Origin of the sequence: Streptomyces sp. SM10 (genome assembly GCF_002910915.1) — a bacterium.
Taxonomy (GTDB): Bacteria; Actinomycetota; Actinomycetes; order Streptomycetales; family Streptomycetaceae; genus Streptomyces.
In genome coordinates this window covers 1-21,923 of the sequence record NZ_NEUF01000042.1, presented here as the reverse complement: position 1 = coordinate 21,923, position 21,923 = coordinate 1, and the positions used below count along the sequence as shown (strand labels likewise).

General features: G+C 68.8%; 16 protein-coding genes and 1 pseudogene. 16 read left to right on the top strand and 1 reads right to left on the bottom strand.

All coding sequences use genetic code 11. The annotated features are described in order from the left end of the window. Positions 1-16: 16 nt before the first annotated feature. The 12 genes from B9S57_RS04335 to B9S57_RS04280 all read left to right on the top strand — a co-directional run bounded on the left by B9S57_RS04335 (position 17) and on the right by B9S57_RS04280 (position 16,803). Complete coding sequence (locus B9S57_RS04335; RefSeq protein ID WP_103514193.1) at positions 17-2,281, top strand: ABC transporter family substrate-binding protein; 2,265 nt, start codon at positions 17-19, stop codon at positions 2,279-2,281. A gap of 334 nt (positions 2,282-2,615) precedes the next feature. Further along, positions 2,616-4,490: a translational GTPase TypA gene (gene typA / locus B9S57_RS04330; protein WP_103514192.1), complete on the top strand. Its 1,875-nt coding sequence runs from the start codon at positions 2,616-2,618 to the stop codon at positions 4,488-4,490. Positions 4,491-4,932: 442 nt separating this feature from the next. Next, positions 4,933-6,558: an ABC transporter substrate-binding protein gene (locus tag B9S57_RS04325; RefSeq protein ID WP_103514191.1), complete on the top strand. Its 1,626-nt coding sequence runs from the start codon at positions 4,933-4,935 to the stop codon at positions 6,556-6,558. A 119-nt stretch (positions 6,559-6,677) separates the two neighbouring features. After that, on the top strand, positions 6,678-7,607 hold the full coding sequence (locus B9S57_RS04320; protein WP_103514190.1) for an ABC transporter permease: 930 nt from the start codon (positions 6,678-6,680) through the stop codon (positions 7,605-7,607). After that, complete coding sequence (locus B9S57_RS04315; RefSeq protein ID WP_103514189.1) at positions 7,600-8,544, top strand: ABC transporter permease; 945 nt, start codon at positions 7,600-7,602, stop codon at positions 8,542-8,544. Before B9S57_RS04320 ends, B9S57_RS04315 begins: the two co-directional genes overlap by 8 nt. Positions 8,545-8,555: 11 nt before the next feature. After that, entirely contained in the window at positions 8,556-9,614 is a 1,059-nt protein-coding gene (locus tag B9S57_RS04310) for an ABC transporter ATP-binding protein (protein ID WP_103514188.1), read from the top strand. After that, positions 9,607-10,749 (top strand): ABC transporter ATP-binding protein, encoded by a 1,143-nt coding sequence (locus tag B9S57_RS04305; RefSeq protein ID WP_103514187.1) that lies wholly within the window; start codon positions 9,607-9,609, stop codon positions 10,747-10,749. The genes B9S57_RS04310 and B9S57_RS04305 overlap by 8 nt, the downstream gene beginning before the upstream one ends. A 237-nt stretch (positions 10,750-10,986) precedes the next feature. Beyond that, on the top strand, positions 10,987-12,615 hold the full coding sequence (locus tag B9S57_RS04300) for an ABC transporter substrate-binding protein (RefSeq protein WP_103514186.1): 1,629 nt from the start codon (positions 10,987-10,989) through the stop codon (positions 12,613-12,615). A 93-nt stretch (positions 12,616-12,708) separates the two neighbouring features. Next, complete coding sequence (locus tag B9S57_RS04295) at positions 12,709-13,632, top strand: ABC transporter permease (RefSeq protein ID WP_103514185.1); 924 nt, start codon at positions 12,709-12,711, stop codon at positions 13,630-13,632. Continuing rightward, the gene (locus tag B9S57_RS04290; RefSeq protein WP_103514184.1) at positions 13,625-14,617 is read left to right on the top strand and encodes an ABC transporter permease; all 993 of its coding nucleotides are present in this window, start codon (positions 13,625-13,627) and stop codon (positions 14,615-14,617) included. The genes B9S57_RS04295 and B9S57_RS04290 overlap by 8 nt, the downstream gene beginning before the upstream one ends. Positions 14,618-14,630: 13 nt before the next feature. Continuing rightward, entirely contained in the window at positions 14,631-15,611 is a 981-nt protein-coding gene (locus B9S57_RS04285) for an ABC transporter ATP-binding protein (RefSeq protein WP_103514183.1), read from the top strand. Beyond that, positions 15,598-16,803 carry an ABC transporter ATP-binding protein gene (locus B9S57_RS04280; protein ID WP_103514182.1) on the top strand — a complete coding sequence of 402 codons (1,206 nt, stop codon included), beginning with the start codon at positions 15,598-15,600 and terminating at the stop codon, positions 16,801-16,803. The genes B9S57_RS04285 and B9S57_RS04280 overlap by 14 nt, the downstream gene beginning before the upstream one ends. Before the next feature lie 694 nt (positions 16,804-17,497). On the opposite strand, the gene B9S57_RS04270 is transcribed toward B9S57_RS04280, so the two are convergent. After that, positions 17,498-19,624 carry an alpha/beta fold hydrolase gene (locus B9S57_RS04270; RefSeq protein ID WP_103514181.1) on the bottom strand — a complete coding sequence of 709 codons (2,127 nt, stop codon included), beginning with the start codon at positions 19,622-19,624 and terminating at the stop codon, positions 17,498-17,500. A gap of 166 nt (positions 19,625-19,790) precedes the next feature. On the opposite strand from B9S57_RS04270, the gene B9S57_RS04265 reads away from it, so the two are divergent. The 4 genes and pseudogenes from B9S57_RS04265 to B9S57_RS35125 form a co-directional block, all read left to right on the top strand. Beyond that, positions 19,791-19,985, top strand: coding sequence for a hypothetical protein (locus tag B9S57_RS04265; RefSeq protein ID WP_014154257.1), 195 nt, complete (start codon positions 19,791-19,793; stop codon positions 19,983-19,985). 77 nt (positions 19,986-20,062) lie between these two features. After that, the gene (gene mshB, locus B9S57_RS04260; protein ID WP_103514180.1) at positions 20,063-20,980 is read left to right on the top strand and encodes an N-acetyl-1-D-myo-inositol-2-amino-2-deoxy-alpha-D-glucopyranoside deacetylase; all 918 of its coding nucleotides are present in this window, start codon (positions 20,063-20,065) and stop codon (positions 20,978-20,980) included. Further along, complete coding sequence (locus B9S57_RS04255) at positions 20,977-21,438, top strand: DUF6113 family protein (RefSeq protein WP_103514179.1); 462 nt, start codon at positions 20,977-20,979, stop codon at positions 21,436-21,438. Before mshB ends, B9S57_RS04255 begins: the two co-directional genes overlap by 4 nt. 175 nt (positions 21,439-21,613) lie before the next feature. Next, positions 21,614-21,923, top strand: a pseudogene (locus tag B9S57_RS35125) (hypothetical protein); the annotation flags it as partial.

The following is a 21,923-nucleotide window of genomic DNA, read 5'->3' as shown; positions in this document are numbered from 1 at the left end:
CCCGGAGGTATCAGCCATGGCCCACGTCGGCGTCCCGCGCGGGACGGCCCGAAAGCGCCGCTCGGTCGCGCTCCTGACGACAGGGGTGCTCACCATCCCGGTACTGGCGGGCTGCACCTCGGACGGCGAGGGACCCGCCCCGGTGGCCGTCCGGCAGGACATCGCCCCCGCCTCCCGGGACCGGGTCGCCGAGGGCTCCACCCTCACCTGGGCAATCGACGGGGTCCCCGCCACCCTCAACGCCTTCCAGGCCGACGCCGACAGCGCGACCACGCGGATCACCGGCGCCCTGCTTCCCTCGCTCTTCCCGATGGACGCGCGGGGGGAGCCCCGGCTCAACCCCGACTACCTGGAGTCGGCGAAGGTCATCGAGCAGGAGCCGAAGCAGGTCGTCCTCTACAAGCTCAACCAGCAGGCCGTGTGGAGCGACGGCCGGGAGATCGGTGCCCCCGACTTCGTCGCCCAGTGGCGCGCCCTCAGCGGCAAGGACTCGGCCTTCTGGACCGCGCGCAACGCGGGGTACGAGCGGATCGAGAAGATCGAGCGGGGCAAGGACGACCTGCAGGTCAGGGTCACGTTCTCCAAGCCGTACGCCGACTGGCGCTCGCTCTTCTCGCCGCTGTACCCGAAGGAGGTGACCGGATCTCCGGGCACCTTCAACGACGGGGCCAGGACCACCCTCAAGAACACCGCCGGACCCTTCCGGCTGCGCAGTGTCAGCAAGGCCAAGGGCACGGTGGTGCTCGACCGGAACCCGCGCTGGTGGGGCGACGAGGCCAAGCTCGAGTCCCTGGTCTTCCGGGCCGTGGAGCCCGCGGACCGCACGGAGGCCCTGACCAAGGGCACGGTGGACGTCGCCGACATCGATCCGGCCGCGGCGAACAGCATCGCCCTGGCGGCCCGCTACCGCGGCGGGAACGGGCAGCAGCCCGCCCACGGACCGGGAGCCGACACCACCCCGGCCTCCGCCCTGCGGTCCTGGGCGCTGGCCCACGGGTCGGACGAGGAGGCCGCCGAGACCGCGCAGGCCGCCCGCGAGAAGAGCCGGGACGCCATCGCCGCGTACGCGGCCGAGCAGAAGTCGCTCAAGGGCTTCGCCGTCCGCAAGTCCCTGGAGCCCGCCTACACGCAGCTCGCGCTGAACGGCGAGTCGGGCCCCCTCTCCGACGACCGGGTGCGCCGCGCCATCGCCCGCACGCTGGACCGGCAGGAGCTGGCCGACACCGTGCTGAAGCCGCTCGGCCTGCCCGCGAAGCCTCCGGGCAGCCATCTGGCCCTGGCCGGGCAGCCCGGGTACAAGGACGGCAGCGGCGCGCTCGGCGACCGGGACACCAAGGAGGCCCAGGCGCTGCTGGCCGACGCGGGCTGGACCCGGGGCGGCGCGATCCGCAGCGCCGAGGACACCAAGGCGGGCAGCGAGGCCGAGAAGAAGACCGCTGCCGAGAAGGAGGCGGCCGAGGAGAAGGCGACCGACAAGACCGAGAAATCCGAAAAGGGCGAAAAGGACCAGAAGGGCGAGAAGGCCGACGAGACCGAGAAGGACGACAAGGCCTCGCGCGAGGAGGGGGCCTACGTCGTCGGCGACGACAAGCCGGGCGACCGCCGGACCGGCGACGCCGAGGTCAGCGCCCAGGACAAGCACCCCGGTGGGGCCGCGGGCGCCTACGCCCCCGCTGGGACCCCAGCGCCGGCCCCCGCCGCGGTCAAGGACCGCCTCGGCAAGGGCGGCAAGCCCCTGACCCTCCGCTTCGTCCTGCCCTCGGGACCCGGATCGCAGTCGTTGCGCGCCGTCGGGGAGAAGATCGTCGCGATGCTGGACTCGATCGGCATCAGCACACAGATCACCAAGGTCGACGACGACAGTTACTTCAAGGACCACATCGCCTCCGGCGCCTACGACATGGCGCTGTACTCCTGGCCCGCCACCGCCTACCCGGCGACCGACGGCCGCCCGATCTTCGCCAAGCCGGAGCCCGCCACCGACGGCTCGCTGCTCGTGGAGCAGAACTACACCCGGGTCGGTTCCGACCACATCGACCAGCTCTTCGACCGGGCGGTCTCCGAACTGGACACCGACGCGTCGAGGGACCTCCTGAAGCAGGCCGACGCACGGATCTGGGCCGCCGCAGGATCGATTCCGCTGTATCAGAGGCCACAGCTGGTCGCCGTCGACAAGAAGCTGGCGAACATCGGCGCCTTCGGCTTCGCCGCACCGCGCTACGAGGACATCGGATTCACCGGCCGTGAAGCGGCAGGTTCCCCCGCGAATCGGAAGAAGTAGCAGGTCAAAGCCGTATCCAAAGCTCAGATGCAGCTCAATTCCCTTGCCCGCCGGAGCCCCCGGCGGGCAAGGTGGTGTCCGCCCCGACCCGGGCCGACCGTCCTCTCACCCCCCTTGCCGTCCGGCCCCCCACCGGCTGGACGATGGCGTAATACCGGCTGAATATCGGCTGAATTGTGGCTGTGGAACGGTCCTGCGGATCGGCCCGGGAAGCTCCGGACCCATCGGGCCCGTACCATTGGACTAGCCGTGGCGTGCCGCCCGGCGGGCGTACGAGGACTCGAGACCGACTGAGACGCCTGATCCCACGATCCGAGAGAAGCGCAAGCCACCCATGCCCACGCGCCACGACATCCGTAACGTAGCCATCGTCGCCCACGTCGACCACGGCAAGACCACGCTGGTCGACGCCATGCTCAAGCAGGCCGGCGCCTTCGCCGCGCACGCCGCCGAGAACCTCGACGAACGCATGATGGACTCGAACGACCTGGAGCGTGAGAAGGGCATCACGATCCTCGCCAAGAACACGGCGGTGAAGTATCACCCCAAGGACGGCGGGGACCCGATCACGATCAACATCATCGACACCCCCGGCCACGCCGACTTCGGCGGCGAGGTCGAGCGCGGCCTGTCGATGGTGGACGCGGTCGTCCTGCTGGTCGACGCCTCCGAGGGCCCGCTGCCCCAGACCCGCTTCGTCCTGCGCAAGGCCCTGACCGCCAAGCTCCCGGTCATCCTCTGCATCAACAAGACGGACCGGCCGGACTCCCGGATCGCCGAGGTCATCGACGAGACCTACGACCTCTTCCTGGACCTGGACGCCGACGAGGACCAGATCGAGTTCCCGATCGTCTACGCCTGCGCCCGTGACGGCGTCGCCTCGCTGACCAAGCCGGAGGACGGCAGCGTCCCCGCGGACAGCGACAGCCTGGAGCCGTTCTTCTCGACCATCCTCTCCACGGTCCCGGCCCCCGAGTACGACGACGCCGCGCCGCTCCAGGCGCACGTCACCAACCTGGACGCCGACAACTTCCTCGGCCGTATCGCGCTCTGCCGCGTCGAGCAGGGCGAGCTGCGCAAGGGCCAGACGGTCGCCTGGATCAAGCGGGACGGCACGATCTCCAGCGTCCGCATCACCGAGCTCCTGATGACCGAGGCGCTCACCCGCAAGCCGGCCGAGAAGGCGGGCCCGGGCGACATCTGTGCGATCGCCGGTATCCCGGACATCATGATCGGCGAGACCCTGGCCGACCCCGAGAACCCGATCGCGCTGCCGCTGATCACGGTCGACGAGCCGGCCATCTCGATGACCATCGGTGCCAACACCTCGCCGCTGGTCGGCAAGGGCGGCAAGGGCCACAAGGTCACCGCGCGCCAGATCAAGGACCGGCTCGACCGCGAGCTGATCGGTAACGTCTCGCTCCGCGTCCTGGACACCGAGCGCCCCGACGCGTGGGAGGTCCAGGGCCGCGGTGAGCTCGCCCTGGCGATCCTGGTCGAGCAGATGCGCCGTGAGGGCTTCGAGCTGACCGTCGGCAAGCCGGAGGTCGTCACCAAGCAGGTCGACGGCAAGACGCACGAGCCGATCGAGCGCATGACGATCGACTCGCCGGAAGAGCACCTCGGCGCCATCACGCAGCTCATGGCGACCCGTAAGGGCCGCATGGAGACGATGACGAACCACGGTTCGGGCTGGGTCCGCATGGAGTGGATCGTGCCGTCCCGCGGCCTCATCGGCTTCCGTACGGAGTTCCTGACCCAGACCCGTGGCACGGGCATCGCGCACTCCCTCTTCGAGGGCCACGAGCCGTGGTTCGGCGACCTGCGCACCCGTCACAACGGCTCGCTGGTGGCCGACCGCTCCGGCGTCGTGACGCCGTTCGCGATGGTCAACCTCCAGGAGCGCGGTGTCATCTTCACCGAGGCCGGCACCGAGGTCTACGAGGGCATGATCATCGGCGAGAACTCGCGCGCCGACGACATGGACGTGAACATCACCAAGGAGAAGAAGCTCACCAACATGCGTGCGGCTTCCGCGGACACCACGGAGAACGTGGTGCCCGCCCGCAAGCTGTCGCTGGAGCAGTCGCTGGAGTTCTGCCGCGACGACGAGTGCATCGAGGTCACCCCGGAGACCGTGCGCATCCGCAAGGTCGTCCTGGACCAGAAGCAGCGCGGCCGCTCGGCCTCGCGCGCGAAGAACGGCTGACCTGACCGAAGTCGTCCGATACGGCCGACGAACCGTCAGTACGAGCCATTGACATGAGGCCTGGGCCCCCGCAGACACTGTGGGGGCCCAGGCCTTTCGTCAACCCGATTTCCTGACCGAGGTGTCCGCATATCGTGCATCGCTCTCCGGAACATGTGTTAACAGTCCGTTTCGGGGGTGTCTGTCTGGGATCACTTTGTCCGGATTTCGGGCAACGGCCCCTTCTCGATGTTGTCAAACCGAGACCCTTTAAGTGTGGTTTACAGCCCGGCGTTCCTTAATAGTTGGCTCCATTGAGCTCGGGTCAATGGGTCGACGCACTGTGGGGAGTGCGGACTCACGAGCACACTCGGGGCACTGAAAACGATCGCCGTCAGGGGTGTCGGTGGATCTCTCCAGTGCCCTTCTTGAAGTCAAAAGTGGACTCATGAGGAGGAAACCCATGCGCGGTGCCAAGAGCGCCAAGTGGGTCGCGGGTGCGGCAATCATCGCCCTGGCCGCGACTGCCTGTGGCGGGGGCGACAGCGACGACAGCAGCAACGCGTCGAAGGAGAAGGGCAAGCCCGCGGGCTACGTCTCCATCGACGTCGGCGAGCCGCAGAAGCCGCTGATCCCGGCCGACACGAACGAGTCGCTCGGTAGCTACGTCATCCAGTCGATCTTCACCCAGCTGCTCGACTTCGATGCGGACGGCAAGATCGTCTACACGAACGCCGAGTCCGTGAAGTCGACGGACAACAAGACGTGGACGGTCAAGCTCAAGGCCGGCTGGAAGTTCCACGACGGCACCCCGGTCACTTCCGAGTCGTACATCAAGGCCTGGAACTGGTACGCCAACGTCAAGAACGCCCAGCAGAACGCGTTCTGGTTCGAGGACATCAAGGGCTACGAGGACATCCACCCGGCGAAGGGTGACCCCAAGGGCACGGAGATGTCCGGTCTGAAGGCGGTCGACGACACCACCTTCACGATCGAGCTCAACAAGCCGGTCCCGTACTACGAGTACAAGCTCGGCTACACCACCTTCGCCCCGCTGCCCGAGGTGTTCTACAAGGACACCAAGGCCTTCGGTCAGGCCCCGGTCGGCAACGGTCCCTACATCTTCGAGAAGTGGGACCACAAGAAGCTCATCCAGGTCAAGGCCAACCCTGACTACCAGGGCCCGAACAAGGCCAAGAACAAGGGTGTCCTCTTCAAGAACTACGCGACCGTCGAGGCCGCGTACCAGGACCTCCTCTCCGGCAACCTGGACATGATCCGCCAGGTCGGCCCGAAGGACCTGCCGAAGTACAAGGCGGACCTCGGTGACCGCGCGATCGACCAGCCGTACGCGGCCATCCAGTCGATCGTCCCGACCTTCTACTCGAAGACCTTCAAGGGCATCGACCCGAAGGTCCTCCAGGGTCTGTCGATGGGCATCGACCGCGACACGATCACCAAGACCGTGCTCAACAGCACCCGCAAGCCCGCCACCAGCTTCACGCCTCCGGGCGTCGCCGGTAACCAGGACCTGGGCACCGACGTGTTCAAGTTCGACCCGGCGAAGGCGAAGCAGCTCGTCACCGAGGGCGGCGGCGTTCCGGAGAACAAGATCTGGATCCAGTACAACGCCGACGGCGGCCACAAGGAGTGGGTGACCGCGGTCTGCGAGTCCATCCGCAACTCCACCGGGGTCGACTGTGTCCCGGACGCCAAGCCGGACTTCCAGACCGACCTGGAGGCGCGTGACAACGACCAGGTCAAGTCGATGTACCGCGGTGGCTGGGTCGCCGACTACCCGCTGAACGTCAACTTCATGCGGGAGCTGTACGGCACGACCGCCGAGGCCAACAACGGCCGCTTCTCCGACAAGGAGGTCGACGCGGCCTTCAAGAAGGGCGACAACGCGGCGAGCCTGGACGACTCCATCAAGGCGTACCAGGACGCGGAGAAGCTCCTCCTCGAGAAGATGCCGGCGATCCCGCTCTGGGAGTACAAGACCAACGGTGGCTACTCGAAGGCCGTCGACAACGTGACGACCGACTTCCACGGTGACTACAACATCACCGAAGTCACCGTCGCCAAGTAGTCACGCCTGAGGGCCCCCACTCGGCCGTCAGCCGCCCACACAGGCAGTAGGTCCCGGGGGCCGCTCTCCGTATCCGGAGAGCGGCCCCTGGGCTGCATTACCCCTAATCGGAGGCAAACATGGGGCGTTATGTCGCGCGGCGACTGCTCCAGATGATCCCGGTCTTCATCGGATCGACCTTGCTGGTCTTCGCCATGATGTACGCGCTGCCCGGCGATCCCGTGCGCGCGCTCGCAGGCGAACAGGCCGTCGACCCCGTGCAGATCGCGGAAATGAAGAAGGAGCTCGGGCTCGACCTGCCGCTCTGGCACCAGTACTGGAACTACCTCACCGGGCTGTTCCAGGGCGATTTCGGTACAGAGATCGCGAGCGGCCGTCCCGTGGCCGACACCATCTCGGACGCGTTCCCGATCACGATCCGGCTGGCCCTGTTTGCCTTCCTGTTCACCGTCGTCGTGGGCATCTCCATGGGTGTCTTCGCCGGTCTGAAGGCCGACACCTTCCGCGACCGCGGACTGCTCGTCCTGACGCTCCTGCTCATCTCGGTGCCGTCGTTCGTCCTGGGCTTCCTCGCCCAGTACTTCTTCGCGTTCCAGCTCGGCTGGGTCGAGCCGAACGTCAGCATGGAGGCGGATTCCGGCGAACTGATACTGCCGGCGGTCGTCCTCGGAGCCCTCTCACTGGCGTACGTCGCGCGACTGACCCGTACGTCCGTGGCCGAGAACCTGCGCTCCGACTACATGCGGACCGCCGTGGCCAAGGGGCTGCCGCGGCGCCGCATCATCGGCGTCCACCTGATGCGTAACTCCATGATCCCCGTGGTCACCTTCCTCGGCACCGACCTCGGCGCCCTGCTTGGCGGCGCGGTCATCACGGAGGGCATCTTCAACATCCAGGGCGTGGGCCGTGCCGTGTTCGGCGCGCTCCAGCACCGCGAGGGCGCCACGGTGGTCGGCATCGTCACGCTGATCGTCATCGTCTATCTCGCCACTAGCCTGCTCGTCGACCTGCTTTACGCGGTCCTGGACCCGAGGATCCGGTATGCCTGAGGCGCTCAAGGAAACCGCCGCGGAGAAGTCCGCGGAAGCGACGGCCGCGCCGGCCTCCGCCGCGAAGCTGGGCAAGCCCCGCAGCCTGTGGTCCGACGCCTGGCACGACCTGCGGCGCAGTCCGCTGTTCGTCGTCTCGGCGGTCCTGATCATCTTCCTGCTGGTCATGGCGATAGCACCGGGTCTCTTCACCGGCGCCGACCCGCGCTACGCGGACCTGGCCCACCACTACCTGCAGAAGCCCAAGTGGGGGAACTTCTTCCAGGAGGACTGGTTCGGGTACGACATCCAGGGACGCTCGATCTACGCGCGTGTCGTCTACGGCGCCCGTGCCTCGATCACCGTCGCCGTCGTCGTCACGGTCCTCGTGACCGTCCTCGGCACCGTCGTCGGCATGCTCGCCGGCTACTTCGGCGGCTGGATCGACACGATCCTGTCCCGGGTCACCGACATCTTCTTCGGCGTCCCGTTCATCCTCGGCGCGATGGTCGTCCTGACCTCGTTCGAGGAGCGCAAGATCTGGGTCGTCATCCTGGCCCTGGCCTTCCTCGGCTGGACTCAGATCGCCCGTGTCGCGCGCGGCTCCGTCCTGACGATCAAGCAGGCCGACTACGTGATGGCGGCCAAGGCGCTCGGCGCCTCGACCACCCGCATCCTGCTGAAGCACATCCTGCCGAACGCCATCGCCCCGGTGATCGTCGTCGCGACCATCGCGCTCGGCGGCTACATCTCGGCCGAGGCCACGCTGTCCTTCCTGGGCATCGGTCTCGCCGAGCCGACCGTGTCGTGGGGTGTCGACATCTCCTCCGGCCAGGAGCAGCTGCGCAACGCCGCGTTCGTGCTGATCATCCCGTCGGTCATGGTGTCGATCACCGTTCTGGCGTTCATCATGCTCGGCGATGCGGTACGCAACGCCCTCGATCCCAAGCTGCGCTGAGGGAGGCGTACATGACCATCATCGACAAGACAGCGGATGTTCCCGCTCCGAGGGGTTCCGACGACGCGAGCGGCCCGCTGCTCGAGGTCCGCGACCTCCACGTGGAGTTCCACACCCGCGACGGCGTCGCCAAGGCCGTCAACGGAGTCAACTACAGCGTCAGCGCGGGCGAGACCCTCGCCGTGCTCGGCGAGTCCGGTTCCGGCAAGTCCGTGACCGCCCAGGCGATCATGGGCATCCTGGACATGCCCCCGGGGCGCATCCCCAACGGCGAGATCTTCTTCCGCGGCCAGGACATGCTCAAGATGTCGGGCGAGGAGCGCCGGCAGATCCGCGGCCGGAAGATCGCGATGATCTTCCAGGACGCGCTCTCCTCGCTGAACCCGGTCCTCTCCGTGGGCTACCAGCTCGCCGAGATGTTCCGTGTGCACCAGGGCCTCTCCAAGAAGGAGGCCAAGGCCAAGGCCATCGCGCTGATGGACCGCGTGCGCATTCCGGCGGCCAAGGAGCGGGTCAACGACTACCCGCACATGTTCTCCGGCGGCATGCGCCAGCGCATCATGATCGCGATGGCGCTGGCCCTGGAGCCCGACCTGATCATCGCGGACGAGCCCACCACGGCCCTCGACGTGACCGTGCAGGCCCAGGTCATGGACCTGCTCGCGGAGCTCCAGCGCGACTTCAACATGGGTCTGATCCTGATCACGCACGACCTCGGCGTGGTGGCGGACGTCGCCGACAAGATCGCCGTGATGTACGCGGGACGGATCGTCGAGACCGCTCCGGTCCACGAGATCTACAGCCGCCCCGCGCACCCGTACACCAAGGGCCTGCTGGCATCGATCCCGCGCCTGGACCAGAAGGGCCAGGAGCTCTACGCGATCAAGGGCCTGCCGCCCAACCTCCTGCACGTGCCGTCCGGCTGCGCCTTCAACCCGCGCTGCACGATGGCGCAGGACATCTGCCGTACCGAGATCCCGGCGCTGCGCCCGGTGACCGAGCAGGACGGCACCGAGCTGGTCGGCCGCGGCAGCGCCTGCCACTTCTGGAAGGAGACGATCCATGGCTGAGCTCGACAAGAAGTCCGTGGACGCCACCCCGAACGTCACCGAAGTGGCGACGGTCAACGCGGGCAGCGAGACGGAGTCCGTGACGGCTTTCGACGCCCCGCTGTCGCAGGGGGAGCCGATCCTCCAGGTGCGCAACCTCGTCAAGCACTTCCCGCTGACCCAGGGCATCCTGTTCAAGAAGCAGGTCGGCGCGGTCAAGGCCGTGGACGGGATCTCCTTCGACCTGTACCGGGGCGAGACCCTCGGCATCGTGGGCGAGTCCGGCTGTGGCAAGTCCACGGTCGCCAAGCTCCTGATGACCCTGGAGCGGGCCACCGCGGGCGAGGTCTTCTACAAGGGCCAGGACATCACCAAGCTGTCCGGCCGCGCGCTGAAGGCCGTGCGCCGCAACATCCAGATGGTGTTCCAGGACCCGTACACCTCGCTGAACCCGCGCATGACGGTCGGCGACATCATCGGGGAGCCGTACGAGATCCACCCGGAGGTGGCGCCCAAGGGGAGCCGCCGGCAGAAGGTCCAGGACCTGCTGGACGTCGTGGGTCTGAACCCGGAGTACATCAACCGCTATCCGCACCAGTTCTCCGGCGGTCAGCGCCAGCGCATCGGGATCGCGCGGGGCCTCGCGCTCAACCCCGAGATCATCGTCGCCGACGAGCCGGTCTCCGCGCTCGACGTGTCGGTGCAGGCGCAGGTCATCAACCTGATGGAGAAGCTCCAGGACGAGTTCAACCTCTCCTACCTCTTCATCGCGCACGACCTCTCGATCGTCCGGCACATCTCCGACCGGGTCGGCGTCATGTACCTCGGCAAGATGGCCGAGATCGGTACGGACACGCAGATCTACGACTACCCGACGCACCCCTACACCCAGGCGCTGCTGTCGGCGGTCCCGGTTCCGGACCCGAGCGCCCGTGAAGGCCGCGAGCGGATCATCCTCTCCGGCGACGTCCCGTCGCCGGCGAACCCGCCGTCCGGCTGCCGTTTCCGTACGCGGTGCTGGAAGGCCCAGGACAAGTGCGCCACCGAGGTGCCGCTGCTGGCGATCCCCGAGCGCTTCAAGGCCTCGGAGACCCCGGCCGCGCACGAGTCGGCGTGTCACTTCGCCGAGGAGAAGGACATCGTCCACGTGGCGTAGCACCTGACACAGATGAGAGGCGCCCGGTCCCGTCAGGGGGGCCGGGCGCCTTCGCGCGTACCGGGCGTCAGCCGCCCGCCTCCGTGAGCCGGGGCCCGCCGCCGGTGAGCGCGACCTCCTGATGGCCGTCGTCCGTCCCGTCCTCAGCCCGTACGGCGGACATGAACATGCGTCATGCCGCGATATGGGGTGATATGAGGCCTTGAGCGACCCGAGGAAACCCATAGGAGGCACTCCATGCGCGGAGCCACACAGGCCAGGTGGGCCGCATGCGCCGTCGCCGTCGCCCTGACGGCCACGGCCTGCGGCGGCGGGGACAGCGATGGCGGCAGTGGCGCCGACGGGATCGTGAGCTCGTCCTGGGGTGACCCGCAGAACCCGCTGGAACCCGCGAACACCAACGAGGTGCAGGGCGGCAAGGTCCTCGACATGGTCTTCCGCGGGCTCGTGCGCTACGACCCGAAGACGGGCGAGCCCCAGAACGAGATCGCCGAGAAGATCGATTCGACGGACTCGCAGAACTTCACGGTCACGATCAAGGACAACTGGACCTTCAGCAACGGCGAGAAGATCACCGCCAAGTCCTTCGTGGACGCCTGGAACTACGGCGCCGCCCTCAAGAACAACCAGAAGAACGCCTACTTCTTCCAGTACATCGACGGCTACGACACGGTGCACCCCGAGTCGGGTTCGGCCACGGCCGACACCCTCTCCGGCCTCAAGGTCGTCGACGACACCACGTTCACGGTCAAGCTGTCGCAGAAGTTCTCCCTCTGGCCCGACACCCTCGGCTACGCGGCCTTCGTCCCGCTGCCCAAGGTCTTCTACTCCGACCACGACTCCTGGCTCTCCAAGCCGGTCGGCAACGGTCCCTACACCATCGACGACTACACCAAGGGCTCGTCGATGAACCTGCGCAAGTGGGACGACTACCCCGGCGCGGACAAGGCGCAGAACGGCGGCATCGACCTCAAGGTCTACACCGACAACAACACCGCCTACACCGACCTGACCGCGGGCAACCTCGACCTCGTCGACGACGTGCCCGCCTCGCAGCTCAAGAACGTCTCGGCGGACCTCGGCGACCGGTACATCAACACCCCCGCCGGCATCATCCAGACCCTCGCCTTCCCGTTCTACGAGAAGGCCTGGGACACCCCCGATGCGATCAAGGTCCGCCGGGGCCTGTCGATGGCGATCAACCGGGATCAGATCACCAATCAGATCTTCCAGAAGACCCGCACCCCCGCCTCCGACTGGACCTCGCCGGTCCTCGGCGAGGAGGGCGGCTTCAAGAAGGGCCTCTGCGGCCCCGCCTGCGAGTACGACAAGGCGGAGGCCAAGAAGCTGATCGAGGAGGGCGGCGGCATCCCCGGCGGCCAGCTCAAGATCTCCTACAACGCCGACACGGGCTCCCACAAGGAGTGGGTCGACGCGGTCTGCAACAGCATCAACAACGTCATGGGGAACAACAAGGCGTGCGTCGGCGGCCCCGTCGGCACCTTCGCCGACTTCCGCAGCCAGGTCTCCACCCAGAAGCTGACCAGCGCCTGGCGCGCGGGCTGGCAGATGGACTACCCGCTGATCCAGAACTTCCTGCAGCCGCTCTACTACACCAACGCCCCGTCCAACGACGGCAAGTGGAGCGACAAGAAGTTCGACGACCTGGTCGACAAGGCCAACGCGGAGAGCGACAAGGCGACGGCCGTGAGTACCTTCCAGGACGCGGAGAAGGTCCTCGTCGAGCAGATGCCCGTCATCCCGCTCTGGTACCAGAACGGCAGCGCCGGCTACTCGGACAGGGTCGAGAACGTCTCGCTGAACCCCTTCAGCGTCCCGGTGTACGACCAGATCAAGGTCAAGTGACCCGCTGAAGCCGGGTGGCCGGCGCGGCACACCGCGCCGGCCACCCGGCTTTCCGGTCCTCGGCCCGTTCGCCACGACCCCCCGGAGCCCCTCATGGGACGTTATGTGATCCGGCGGCTGCTGCAGATGATCCCCGTCTTCTTCGGCACCACGCTGCTGATCTTCCTCATGGTGAACGTGATGGGCGACCCCATCGCGGGCCTCTGCGGCGACCGCCAGTGCGACCCGGCGACCGCCGCCCAGCTGCGCACCGAATTCGGCCTCGACAAGCCGGTGTGGCAGCAGTACCTCACCTACATGGGCAACATCTTCACCGGCGACTTCGGGACCGCCTTCAACGGCCAGAAGGTCACCGAGCTGATGGCCACCGCCTTCCCCATCACCATCCGGCTCACCATCGTCGCGATCGTCTTCGAGATCGTCATCGGCATCAGCCTGGGCGTCGTCACCGGCCTGCGCCGCGGCCGCCCCGTCGACACCGTGGTGCTCATCCTGACCCTGGTCGTCATCGCCGTACCGACGTTCGTCACCGGCCTGCTGCTCCAGCTCCTGCTCGGCGTGGAGTGGGGCATCATCAAGCCGTCCGTCTCCTCGGAGGCGCCCCTCGACGAACTCATCGTGCCCGGACTGGTCCTGGCCTCCGTCTCCCTGGCCTACGTCACCCGGCTCACCCGTACCTCGATCGCGGAGAACGCCCGCGCCGACTACGTCCGCACCGCCGTGGCCAAGGGCCTCCCCAGGCGCCGGGTGGTCGTGCGGCACCTGCTGCGCAACTCCCTCATCCCCGTCGTCACCTTCATCGGCACGGACGTGGGGGCCCTGATGGGCGGGGCGATCGTCACCGAGCGCATCTTCAACATCCACGGTGTCGGCTACCAGCTCTACCAGGGCATCCTGCGCCAGAACTCCCAGACCGTCGTCGGCTTCGTCACGGTCCTGGTCCTCGTCTTCCTGGCCGCCAACCTGATCGTCGACCTCCTGTACGCCGTACTCGACCCGAGGATCCGCTATGCCTGAGCAGAAGCCGTGGGACGACGCGACGGGCAGCGGAGCCATCTCGGGGGCCGGCGCCGGCGGCGCGATGGACCTCGCCATGGACGAGGGCACCACCCTGGAGAAGACGCCCGGCGGCCCCGAAGGCACCGGGCCCGCCGGGAAGCCGCGCAGCCTCTGGTCCGACGCCTGGCGCGACCTGCGCCGCAACCCCGTCTTCATCATCTCCGGACTGGTCATCCTGTTCCTGGTGATCATCTCGATCTGGCCGTCCCTGATCGCCGACCAGGACCCGCTCGACTGCGACCTCGCCAAGGCCCAGGAGGGATCCCAGCCCGGCCACCCCTTCGGTTTCGACGGACAGGGCTGCGACGTCTACACACGCACCGTCTACGGTGCGCGGACCTCCGTCGCCGTCGGTGTCCTGTCCACGCTCGGCGTCTCGCTCCTCGGCGGCGTCCTCGGCGGCCTCGCCGGCTTCTTCGGCGGCAAGTGGGACGCCGTGCTGTCGCGCATCACGGACGTCTTCTTCGGCATCCCGGTGATCCTCGGCGGACTGGTCTTCCTGTCCGTGGTCACCAGCTCCACCATCTGGCCCGTGATCGGCTTCATCGTGCTGCTGGGCTGGCCCCAGATCGCCCGTATCGCCCGCGGCTCCGTGATCACCGCCAAACAGAACGACTACGTCCAGGCGGCCAGGGCGCTCGGAGCCTCCAACCCGCGGATGATGCTGCGCCACATCCTGCCCAACGCCATCGCGCCCGTGATCGTCGTCGCGACCATCGCACTGGGGACGTACATCTCGCTGGAGGCGACCCTCTCGTACCTGGGCGTCGGCCTGAAGCCGCCGGCCGTCTCCTGGGGCATCGACATCTCCGCCGCCTCCCCGTACGTCCGTAACGCGCCGCACATGCTGCTCTGGCCCGCCGGGGCGCTGGCCGTCACCGTGCTCGCCTTCATCATGCTCGGCGACGCGGTGCGCGACGCCCTCGACCCCAAGCTGCGCTGAGGAGCCCGCTGCCATGCTGCTCGAAGTACGCGATCTGCACGTGGAGTTCCACACCCGCGACGGTGTCGCCAAGGCCGTCAACGGGGTCAACTACTCGGTGGCCGAGGGCGAGACGCTCGCCGTGCTGGGGGAGTCCGGCTCGGGCAAGTCCGTCACGGCACAGGCGATCATGGGGATCCTCGACATGCCGCCGGGAAGGATCAGCGGGGGCGAGATCCTCTTCAAGGACCAGGACCTGCTGAAGCTGAAGCCCGAGGCGCGCCGCAGGATCCGGGGCCAGGAGATGGCCATGATCTTCCAGGACGCGCTCTCCTCGCTGAACCCCGTGCTCAGCGTCGGCGCCCAGCTCGGCGAGATGTTCGTCGTGCACCGCGGGATGTCCCGGGGGGACGCCAAGGCCAAGGCCATCGAGCTGATGGACCGGGTGCGCATCCCGGCCGCCCGGGAGCGGATCGGCGACTTCCCGCACCAGTTCTCCGGCGGGATGCGCCAGCGCATCATGATCGCGATGGCGCTGGCCCTGGAGCCCGACCTGATCATCGCGGACGAGCCCACCACGGCCCTCGACGTGACCGTGCAGGCCCAGGTGATGGAGCTGCTCGCGGAGTTGCAGCGCGAGCTCAACATGGGGCTCATCCTCATCACCCACGACCTGGGCGTGGTCGCCGACGTCGCCGACAAGATCGCCGTGATGTACGCCGGGCGGATCGTCGAGACCTCGCCGGTCCACGACATCTACAAGGCCCCCGCCCACCCGTACACCCAGGGGCTCCTGCGCTCGATCCCGCGCCTGGACCAGAAGGGCCAGGAGCTCTACGCGATCAAGGGGCTGCCGCCCAACCTGCTGCACATCCCGCCCGGCTGCGCCTTCCACCCGCGCTGCCCCATGGCCCAGGCCGTGTGTCGTACGGACGTGCCCCCGCTGTACACGGTGGACGAGGAACGCCGCAGCGCCTGCCACTTCTGGAAGGAGACGCTCGATGCACGCCGATGACGCGGGACGCGGGAACGGCTCAGGAGGCTCCACGCTGCTCTCCGAAGCACGGGCGGCGGACCGGACGCGGCCGTACGCCGAGGGCGACCCGATCCTGGAGGTGCGCGGGCTGGTCAAGCACTACCCGCTGACCCGGGGCATCCTCTTCAAGAAGCAGATCGGTGCCGTCAAGGCCGTCGACGGCGTGGACTTCGACCTGGCCGCCGGCGAGACACTCGGCATCGTGGGGGAGTCCGGCTGCGGCAAGTCGACCGTCGCCAAGATGCTGGTGCACCTGGAGCCGCCGACCGGAGGCGTGATCCGCTACAAGGGCGAGGACGTCACCAAGCTGTCCGGCCGTGCGCTGAAGGCCGTGCGCCGCAACATCCAGATGGTGTTCCAGGACCCGTACACCTCGCTGAACCCGCGCATGACGGTCGGCGACATCATCGGGGAGCCGTACGAGATCCACCCGGAGGTGGCGCCCAAGGGGAGCCGCCGGCAGAAGGTCCAGGACCTGCTGGACGTCGTGGGTCTGAACCCGGAGTACATCAACCGCTATCCGCACCAGTTCTCCGGCGGTCAGCGCCAGCGCATCGGGATCGCGCGGGGCCTCGCGCTCAACCCCGAGATCATCGTCGCCGACGAGCCGGTCTCCGCGCTCGACGTGTCGGTGCAGGCGCAGGTCATCAACCTGATGGAGAAGCTCCAGGACGAGTTCAACCTCTCCTACCTCTTCATCGCGCACGACCTCTCGATCGTCCGGCACATCTCCGACCGGGTCGGCGTCATGTACCTCGGCCGGATCGTGGAGATCGGCACGGACGAGCAGATCTACGACCATCCCACGCACCCGTACACCCAGGCGCTGCTGTCGGCCGTCCCGGTGCCCGACCCGACCGCCCGGGAGCACCGGGAGCGGATCATCCTCCACGGCGACGTGCCCTCCCCGGCGAACATCCCCTCCGGCTGCCGCTTCCGCACCCGCTGCTGGAAGGCGCAGGAGCGGTGCGAGCTCGAGGTGCCGCTGCTGGCGGTACCGGCGGTCTTCCGCGAGTCGGCAACACCCGCCCGGCACGACTCGGCGTGCCACTTCGCGGAGGAGAAGCAGGTGGTGCCCCGGGAGGCACCCGGTTCCCAGGACGTGGAGCCGCCGGCCCTCGGGAAGGACGGCCCGGGCTCCCAGGAGCCGGTCCAGGGTGACAAAGAGTGATATATGAGCCTCATGTTCGTTAACACAGAGGCAACTTGACCGTCGTCACACCGATATACGGACGTCCCACCATGGAGAACGTACGGCCGTGCGGGTGCCGTGAACCGGCCGGGGCGTTCATCACGTCGCCCCGGCCGGTTACCTGTGTCCGCCCCCCACAGGTCCCCTTGTCCATCGGCGGACCGCGGTGGAGTATCGCTGGGGTGATACTCACACGGGGAGCCAGAGTCACCGGAGCGGTGCTGTCGGCCGTGCTCGCTCTCATGGTCGCGGGCTGGATCGTGCGGGACGTCCGCGCGGCCGGCGATCCGCTGGACCTGCTGCGCTACTGGGCCGGCTACATGGACGCGCGGCCCGAGGAGCCGCCCGCCACCCTCCAGACCGACGCCGTGCTCCTCGTCGTTCATGTCTGTGCCATCTTCGCCGCGCTGCGCTCCTCGGTGGCCGCCTCCACGCTGGTCGTCACCGGCCTGGTCACCTGCGTGCTCCGGCTCGCCGGGCTCCGGCTACGGCTACCCGTAGCCGGGCGGCCCCGGCTACGGCCACCCGCCGGGCGGAGGTGCCGGGTCCCCTCCGCCGCCCGCGTCCCCGCCACCCGGCTGGTGACCACCCCCCCCCCGGCCAGGGTCTTCCGTCCGGACCGGGCCCGGACCGGGGCCGGTCACACGCGCCGGCATGATCCGAGCGAGCGGCCTCAGGCCCTGGGCAGCCCCAGGGACCGCCTGAGGAAGTCCACCTGGAGCAGGAGCAGATTCTCGGCGACCTGCTCCTGCGGAGTCATGTGCGTCACCCCGCTCAGCGGCAGCACCTCGTGCGGACGCCCGGCTGACAGCAGCGCGGAGGAGAGCCGCAGGGCGTGGGCGACCACCACATTGTCGTCGGCCAGGCCGTGGACGATCATCATCGGCCGCGCCTCGTCGGCCGGCTCGGAGAGACCCTCGTCGGTCACCAGGGAGTTGCGGGCGTACACCTCGGGCTGTTCCGCGGGATCGCCGAGGTAGCGCTCGGTGTAGTGGGTGTCGTACAGGCGCCAGTCCGCCACCGGAGCGCCGACGACCGCCGCGTGGAAGACGTCGGGACGCCGCAGGACCGCGAGCGCCGAGAGGTAGCCGCCGTACGACCAGCCGCGCATCGCCACCTTCGAGAGGTCCAGCGGGAAGCGCCCGGCCAGCGCGTGCAGGGCCTCGACCTGGTCGTCGAGGGTCAGGGTGAGATCGTCCCGCACCGCCTTCTCCCAGCCGGGAGAACGGCCCGGTGCGCCTCGGCCGTCCGCGACGACCACGGCGAAGCCGTGGTCCGCGAACCACTGGGACGTGAGGTGCGGATTGTGCGCGGCGACCACCCGGCGGCCGTGCGGCCCGCCGTAGGGATCCATCAGGACCGGAAGGGGACCGTCTGATTCCTTGTAGCCGGTGGGGAGCAGCACGGCGCACGGGATCCGCCGTGCGCCCCCCTCTGTCAGCGTCACCCTCGCGGTCAGGACCGGTTCCTGGGCGAGACTGTCCACCGAGGCGATCCGCTTGCCGTCCCGCACCACCTGTACGGCCGCTCCGGGGCGGTCCGGGGACGCCGACACCAGCACCGTCACCCCGCCCCCGCGCACGGCGGAGTGCACCCCGACGCCCTCGCTGACCCGCTCCACACCCAGCTCGTTGACCCGGTACACGTGGCTCTGCCCGGTCTCGGGGTCCGCCGCGCCCTCACCCGCCGTGGCCTGCACGAGGATGTCCGACCCGCCGATGTCCAGCACCGCCTGGACGTGCAGCTGGCCGCCCGTCAGCGGGCGGTCGCCGACCGAGAGGACCCGCGCGCCCCCCTCGTCGGCGATGCGGACCAGCCGCCCGTCCGGCGCCCACGCCGGCACCCCGGCGAAAAGATCAAGCCATACATCGTCCTCGTCGACATGCACCGTGCGGGTCGATCCGCTCTCCGTGTCGAGGGCCAGATGCATCTGGCTGCGCTGGTCGCGGGCCTGCACGAGGAGGAGCGGGGCGCCGTGCGAGGACCAGTGCACCCGCGCCAGGTAGGGGAAGCGGGCCCGATCCCAGACGACCTCCGTGCGGGTGCCGTCCAGACCCATCACGAAGAGCCGCACCTCGGCGTTGGCCGTCCCCGCCGCCGGATAGCCCACCTCGGCCGGCTTGTTCCCGGGGTGCGCCGGATCGGCGATCCACCACCGCTGTACGGCGCTGTCGTCGGCCCGGGCGACCAGCAGACGGTCGGACTCCGGCGACCACCAGAAACCTCGGTAGCGGCTCATCTCCTCGGCCGCGACGAACTCCGCGAGGCCGTACGTGGTGTGGGCGTCCTCCGGCTCGGCGACCGCCCGGTCACCGTCGCCCTCGGCTCCGACGACCCGCAGCGCGCCCCGTGCGACGTAGGCGATGTGCCGGCCGTCGGGGGAGGGGCGCGGGTCGATCACCGGGCCCGGCACCGGCAGGGCGCGTGCCGTGCCCGCCCTCAACTCGGCGACGTACGCCTTGCCGGAGAGTGCGAAGGCGGCCAATTCGGCCGCGTCGTCCACCGCGTAGCCCACGATGCCGGCCGAGCCGTCCCTCGTCCGCTCCCGCCGTGCCCGCTCCTGGGGCGACAGCTTCTCCGCCGAACCGCCCAGCAGAGCCGCGGGGTCCGCGGCGATCCGCTCCTCGCCCGTCGCGGTGTCCAGGACCAGGAGCCGGTTCGCCCGGTCGGTACCGGAGGACGACCGGAGGAAGACCACCCGCGTCCCATCCGGTGAGACGGTGAAGGCCCGGGGTGCGCCGAGAGTGAACCGCTGGGTCCGGGCGTGCTGGCGGGGAAAAGACAGCTTCTGCGAGGTCATGGCTCCGAACCTAGTCCGCGACGGCCGGTCCGTGCGCCCCTCGTGCTGCTGTGCCCCGATCAATGCGTCGGCACGGATAGTTATGATCCGTAGCGCTCGGTGGGTATGAACCTGCTGGCTCCATGTGTGCTGCCCGTCCCGACCGTACTGATGGAGGTGAACCGCCGTGGCACTCTCGATTTCGGCGGTGGTGCTGCTGGCGATCGTCGTCTTCCTGCTGATCCGGAAATCCGGACTGAAGGGCGGACACGCGGTGGTCTGCATGTTGCTCGGGTTCTACCTCGCGAGCTCGTCGATCGCACCGACCATCTCGGAGGTGACGTCGAACGTGGCAGGCATGATCGGGGGGATCAAGTTCTGACGGACGGATAGACGCCGGGCGCCCCGGAGACCGTGGGGCGTTCGGCCCGCGGGGCGGCCTGCTCGTAGGGTGGCCCCATGAAGGACCTTCCCGCCCGCCGTCTGCTCCTGGTGCACGCGCACCCCGACGACGAGTCGATCAACAACGGCGCGACCATGGCCAGGTACGCGGCCGAGGGCGCCCACGTCGCCCTGGTGACGTGCACCCTCGGCGAGGAGGGCGAGGTCATCCCGCCGGGCCTCGGGCACCTCGCAGCGGACCGTGAGGGCGGCCTGGGCGACCACCGCGTCGGCGAACTCGCCGCCGCGATGCGGGAGCTCGGGGTCACCGACCACCGGTTCCTGGGCGGCCCCGGCCGCTACCGCGACTCCGGGATGATGGGCACCGAGCAGAATCACCGGCCCGGTGCCTTCTGGGACGCGGACCTCGACGAGGCGGCCGGCCACCTCGTCCCAGTGATCCGCACCCTGCGCCCGCAGGTCCTGATCACGTACGACCCCGACGGCGGCTACGGCCACCCCGACCACATCCAGGCGCACCGCGTCGCGATGCGCGCGGCGGACCTGGCCGCCGATCCCGAGTACGACGACGGCGCCGGAGCCCCGCACACGGTCGCCAAGATCTACTGGAACCGGGTGCCCCGTCCCGTGGCCGAAGAGGCCTTCGCGAGGCTGCGGGCCACCGCTCCCGCCGCCTTCCCGGGGATCGCCGAGGTCGACGACGTGCCCGGTGTCGTGGACGAGGGGGAGATCACGGCCGAGATCGACGGATCGGCCCACGCCGCGGCGAAGACCGCGGCCATGCGCGCGCACGCCACCCAGATCGCCGTCGACGGACCGTTCTTCGCTCTTTCGAACGACCTGGGACAGCCCGTCTTCACCACCGAGTACTACCAGTTGGTCCGGGCCGCCCCCGCCCCCGACGGCGGCGGCCGGGAGCACGACCTCTTCGCGGGCCTGCCGGACGAGGCCCTCGCACCGGGAGCACGGACATGAGCAGCAGGCAGAGGCCGCGCGCCTCGTCGGAGTCCCCGCGGACCAACGCCCCGCCCAGGAGCGCCCGTCCCACCGGGCTCGCCGCGCCCCCGAACCCCCGGCGGATCCCGCTCTACGCCGCGCTGGCGGTACTGGGCGCGGCGGTCGGGCTCGCGGGCACCCTGGTCCAGGCGGCCCTGTTCCCGGGCGGGTTGCTGCTCGCGCTCGCCGCGTCGGCGGGGCTGTTCTACGGCGGCCGGGTGCTGACCGGGACACAGCTCGGCGCGCTGGTACCGGCGGTGGGCTGGTTCCTCGCGGTGATCGTCCTCCTCGGCGGACGGCCGGAGGGTGACTACGTCTTCGGCCAGGAGGTCGGCCTCGCCCTCTTCATGCTCGGGGGGATGGCCGTCGCTGTGATGTGTGCCACGATGTCGCGGCTGCCTTTTCCGGCCAACGGCACCGGCCGACCTGGCACGTGATGTGGTATGTCCGCTCCCGGATTGCCCCTCCGCCCACGGGTGAGTGCATCCTTGTTTCCCCCCGGCGCGGAGAGTCGTACGGTTGCGGCCAGTATGGTGGTGCGCGCGCCGAGCCGTCCCCTGGCCTGCGGCATGGGGGAAGTACGGGCGGCGGAGCCAATCGGGAGAACCTGCTTTGAGTCGTGAAACTGACAGTTCGTCCTCCGGGCCCCAGGGGCGCGGCGGAGCCGCGTACCCATCGGGTACGCCGCCGTACGGATCACGCCAGTATCCGTCGCTGCACCCGTCTCAGGACGGGCCGGAGGAGACTCCGGAGTCCGCGGAGCCGCCTCAGCCCGGGGAGCCCAGAACAGAGACGACGCTGACGACGCGTATCCGGATCAACATCCCGGGCTCGCGTCCGATCCCGCCTGTCGTCATGCGTACGCCGATGAGCGACACGGATCCGTCCGGCGGCCGTCCCGCCACGGAGCGGACCGGCAGCA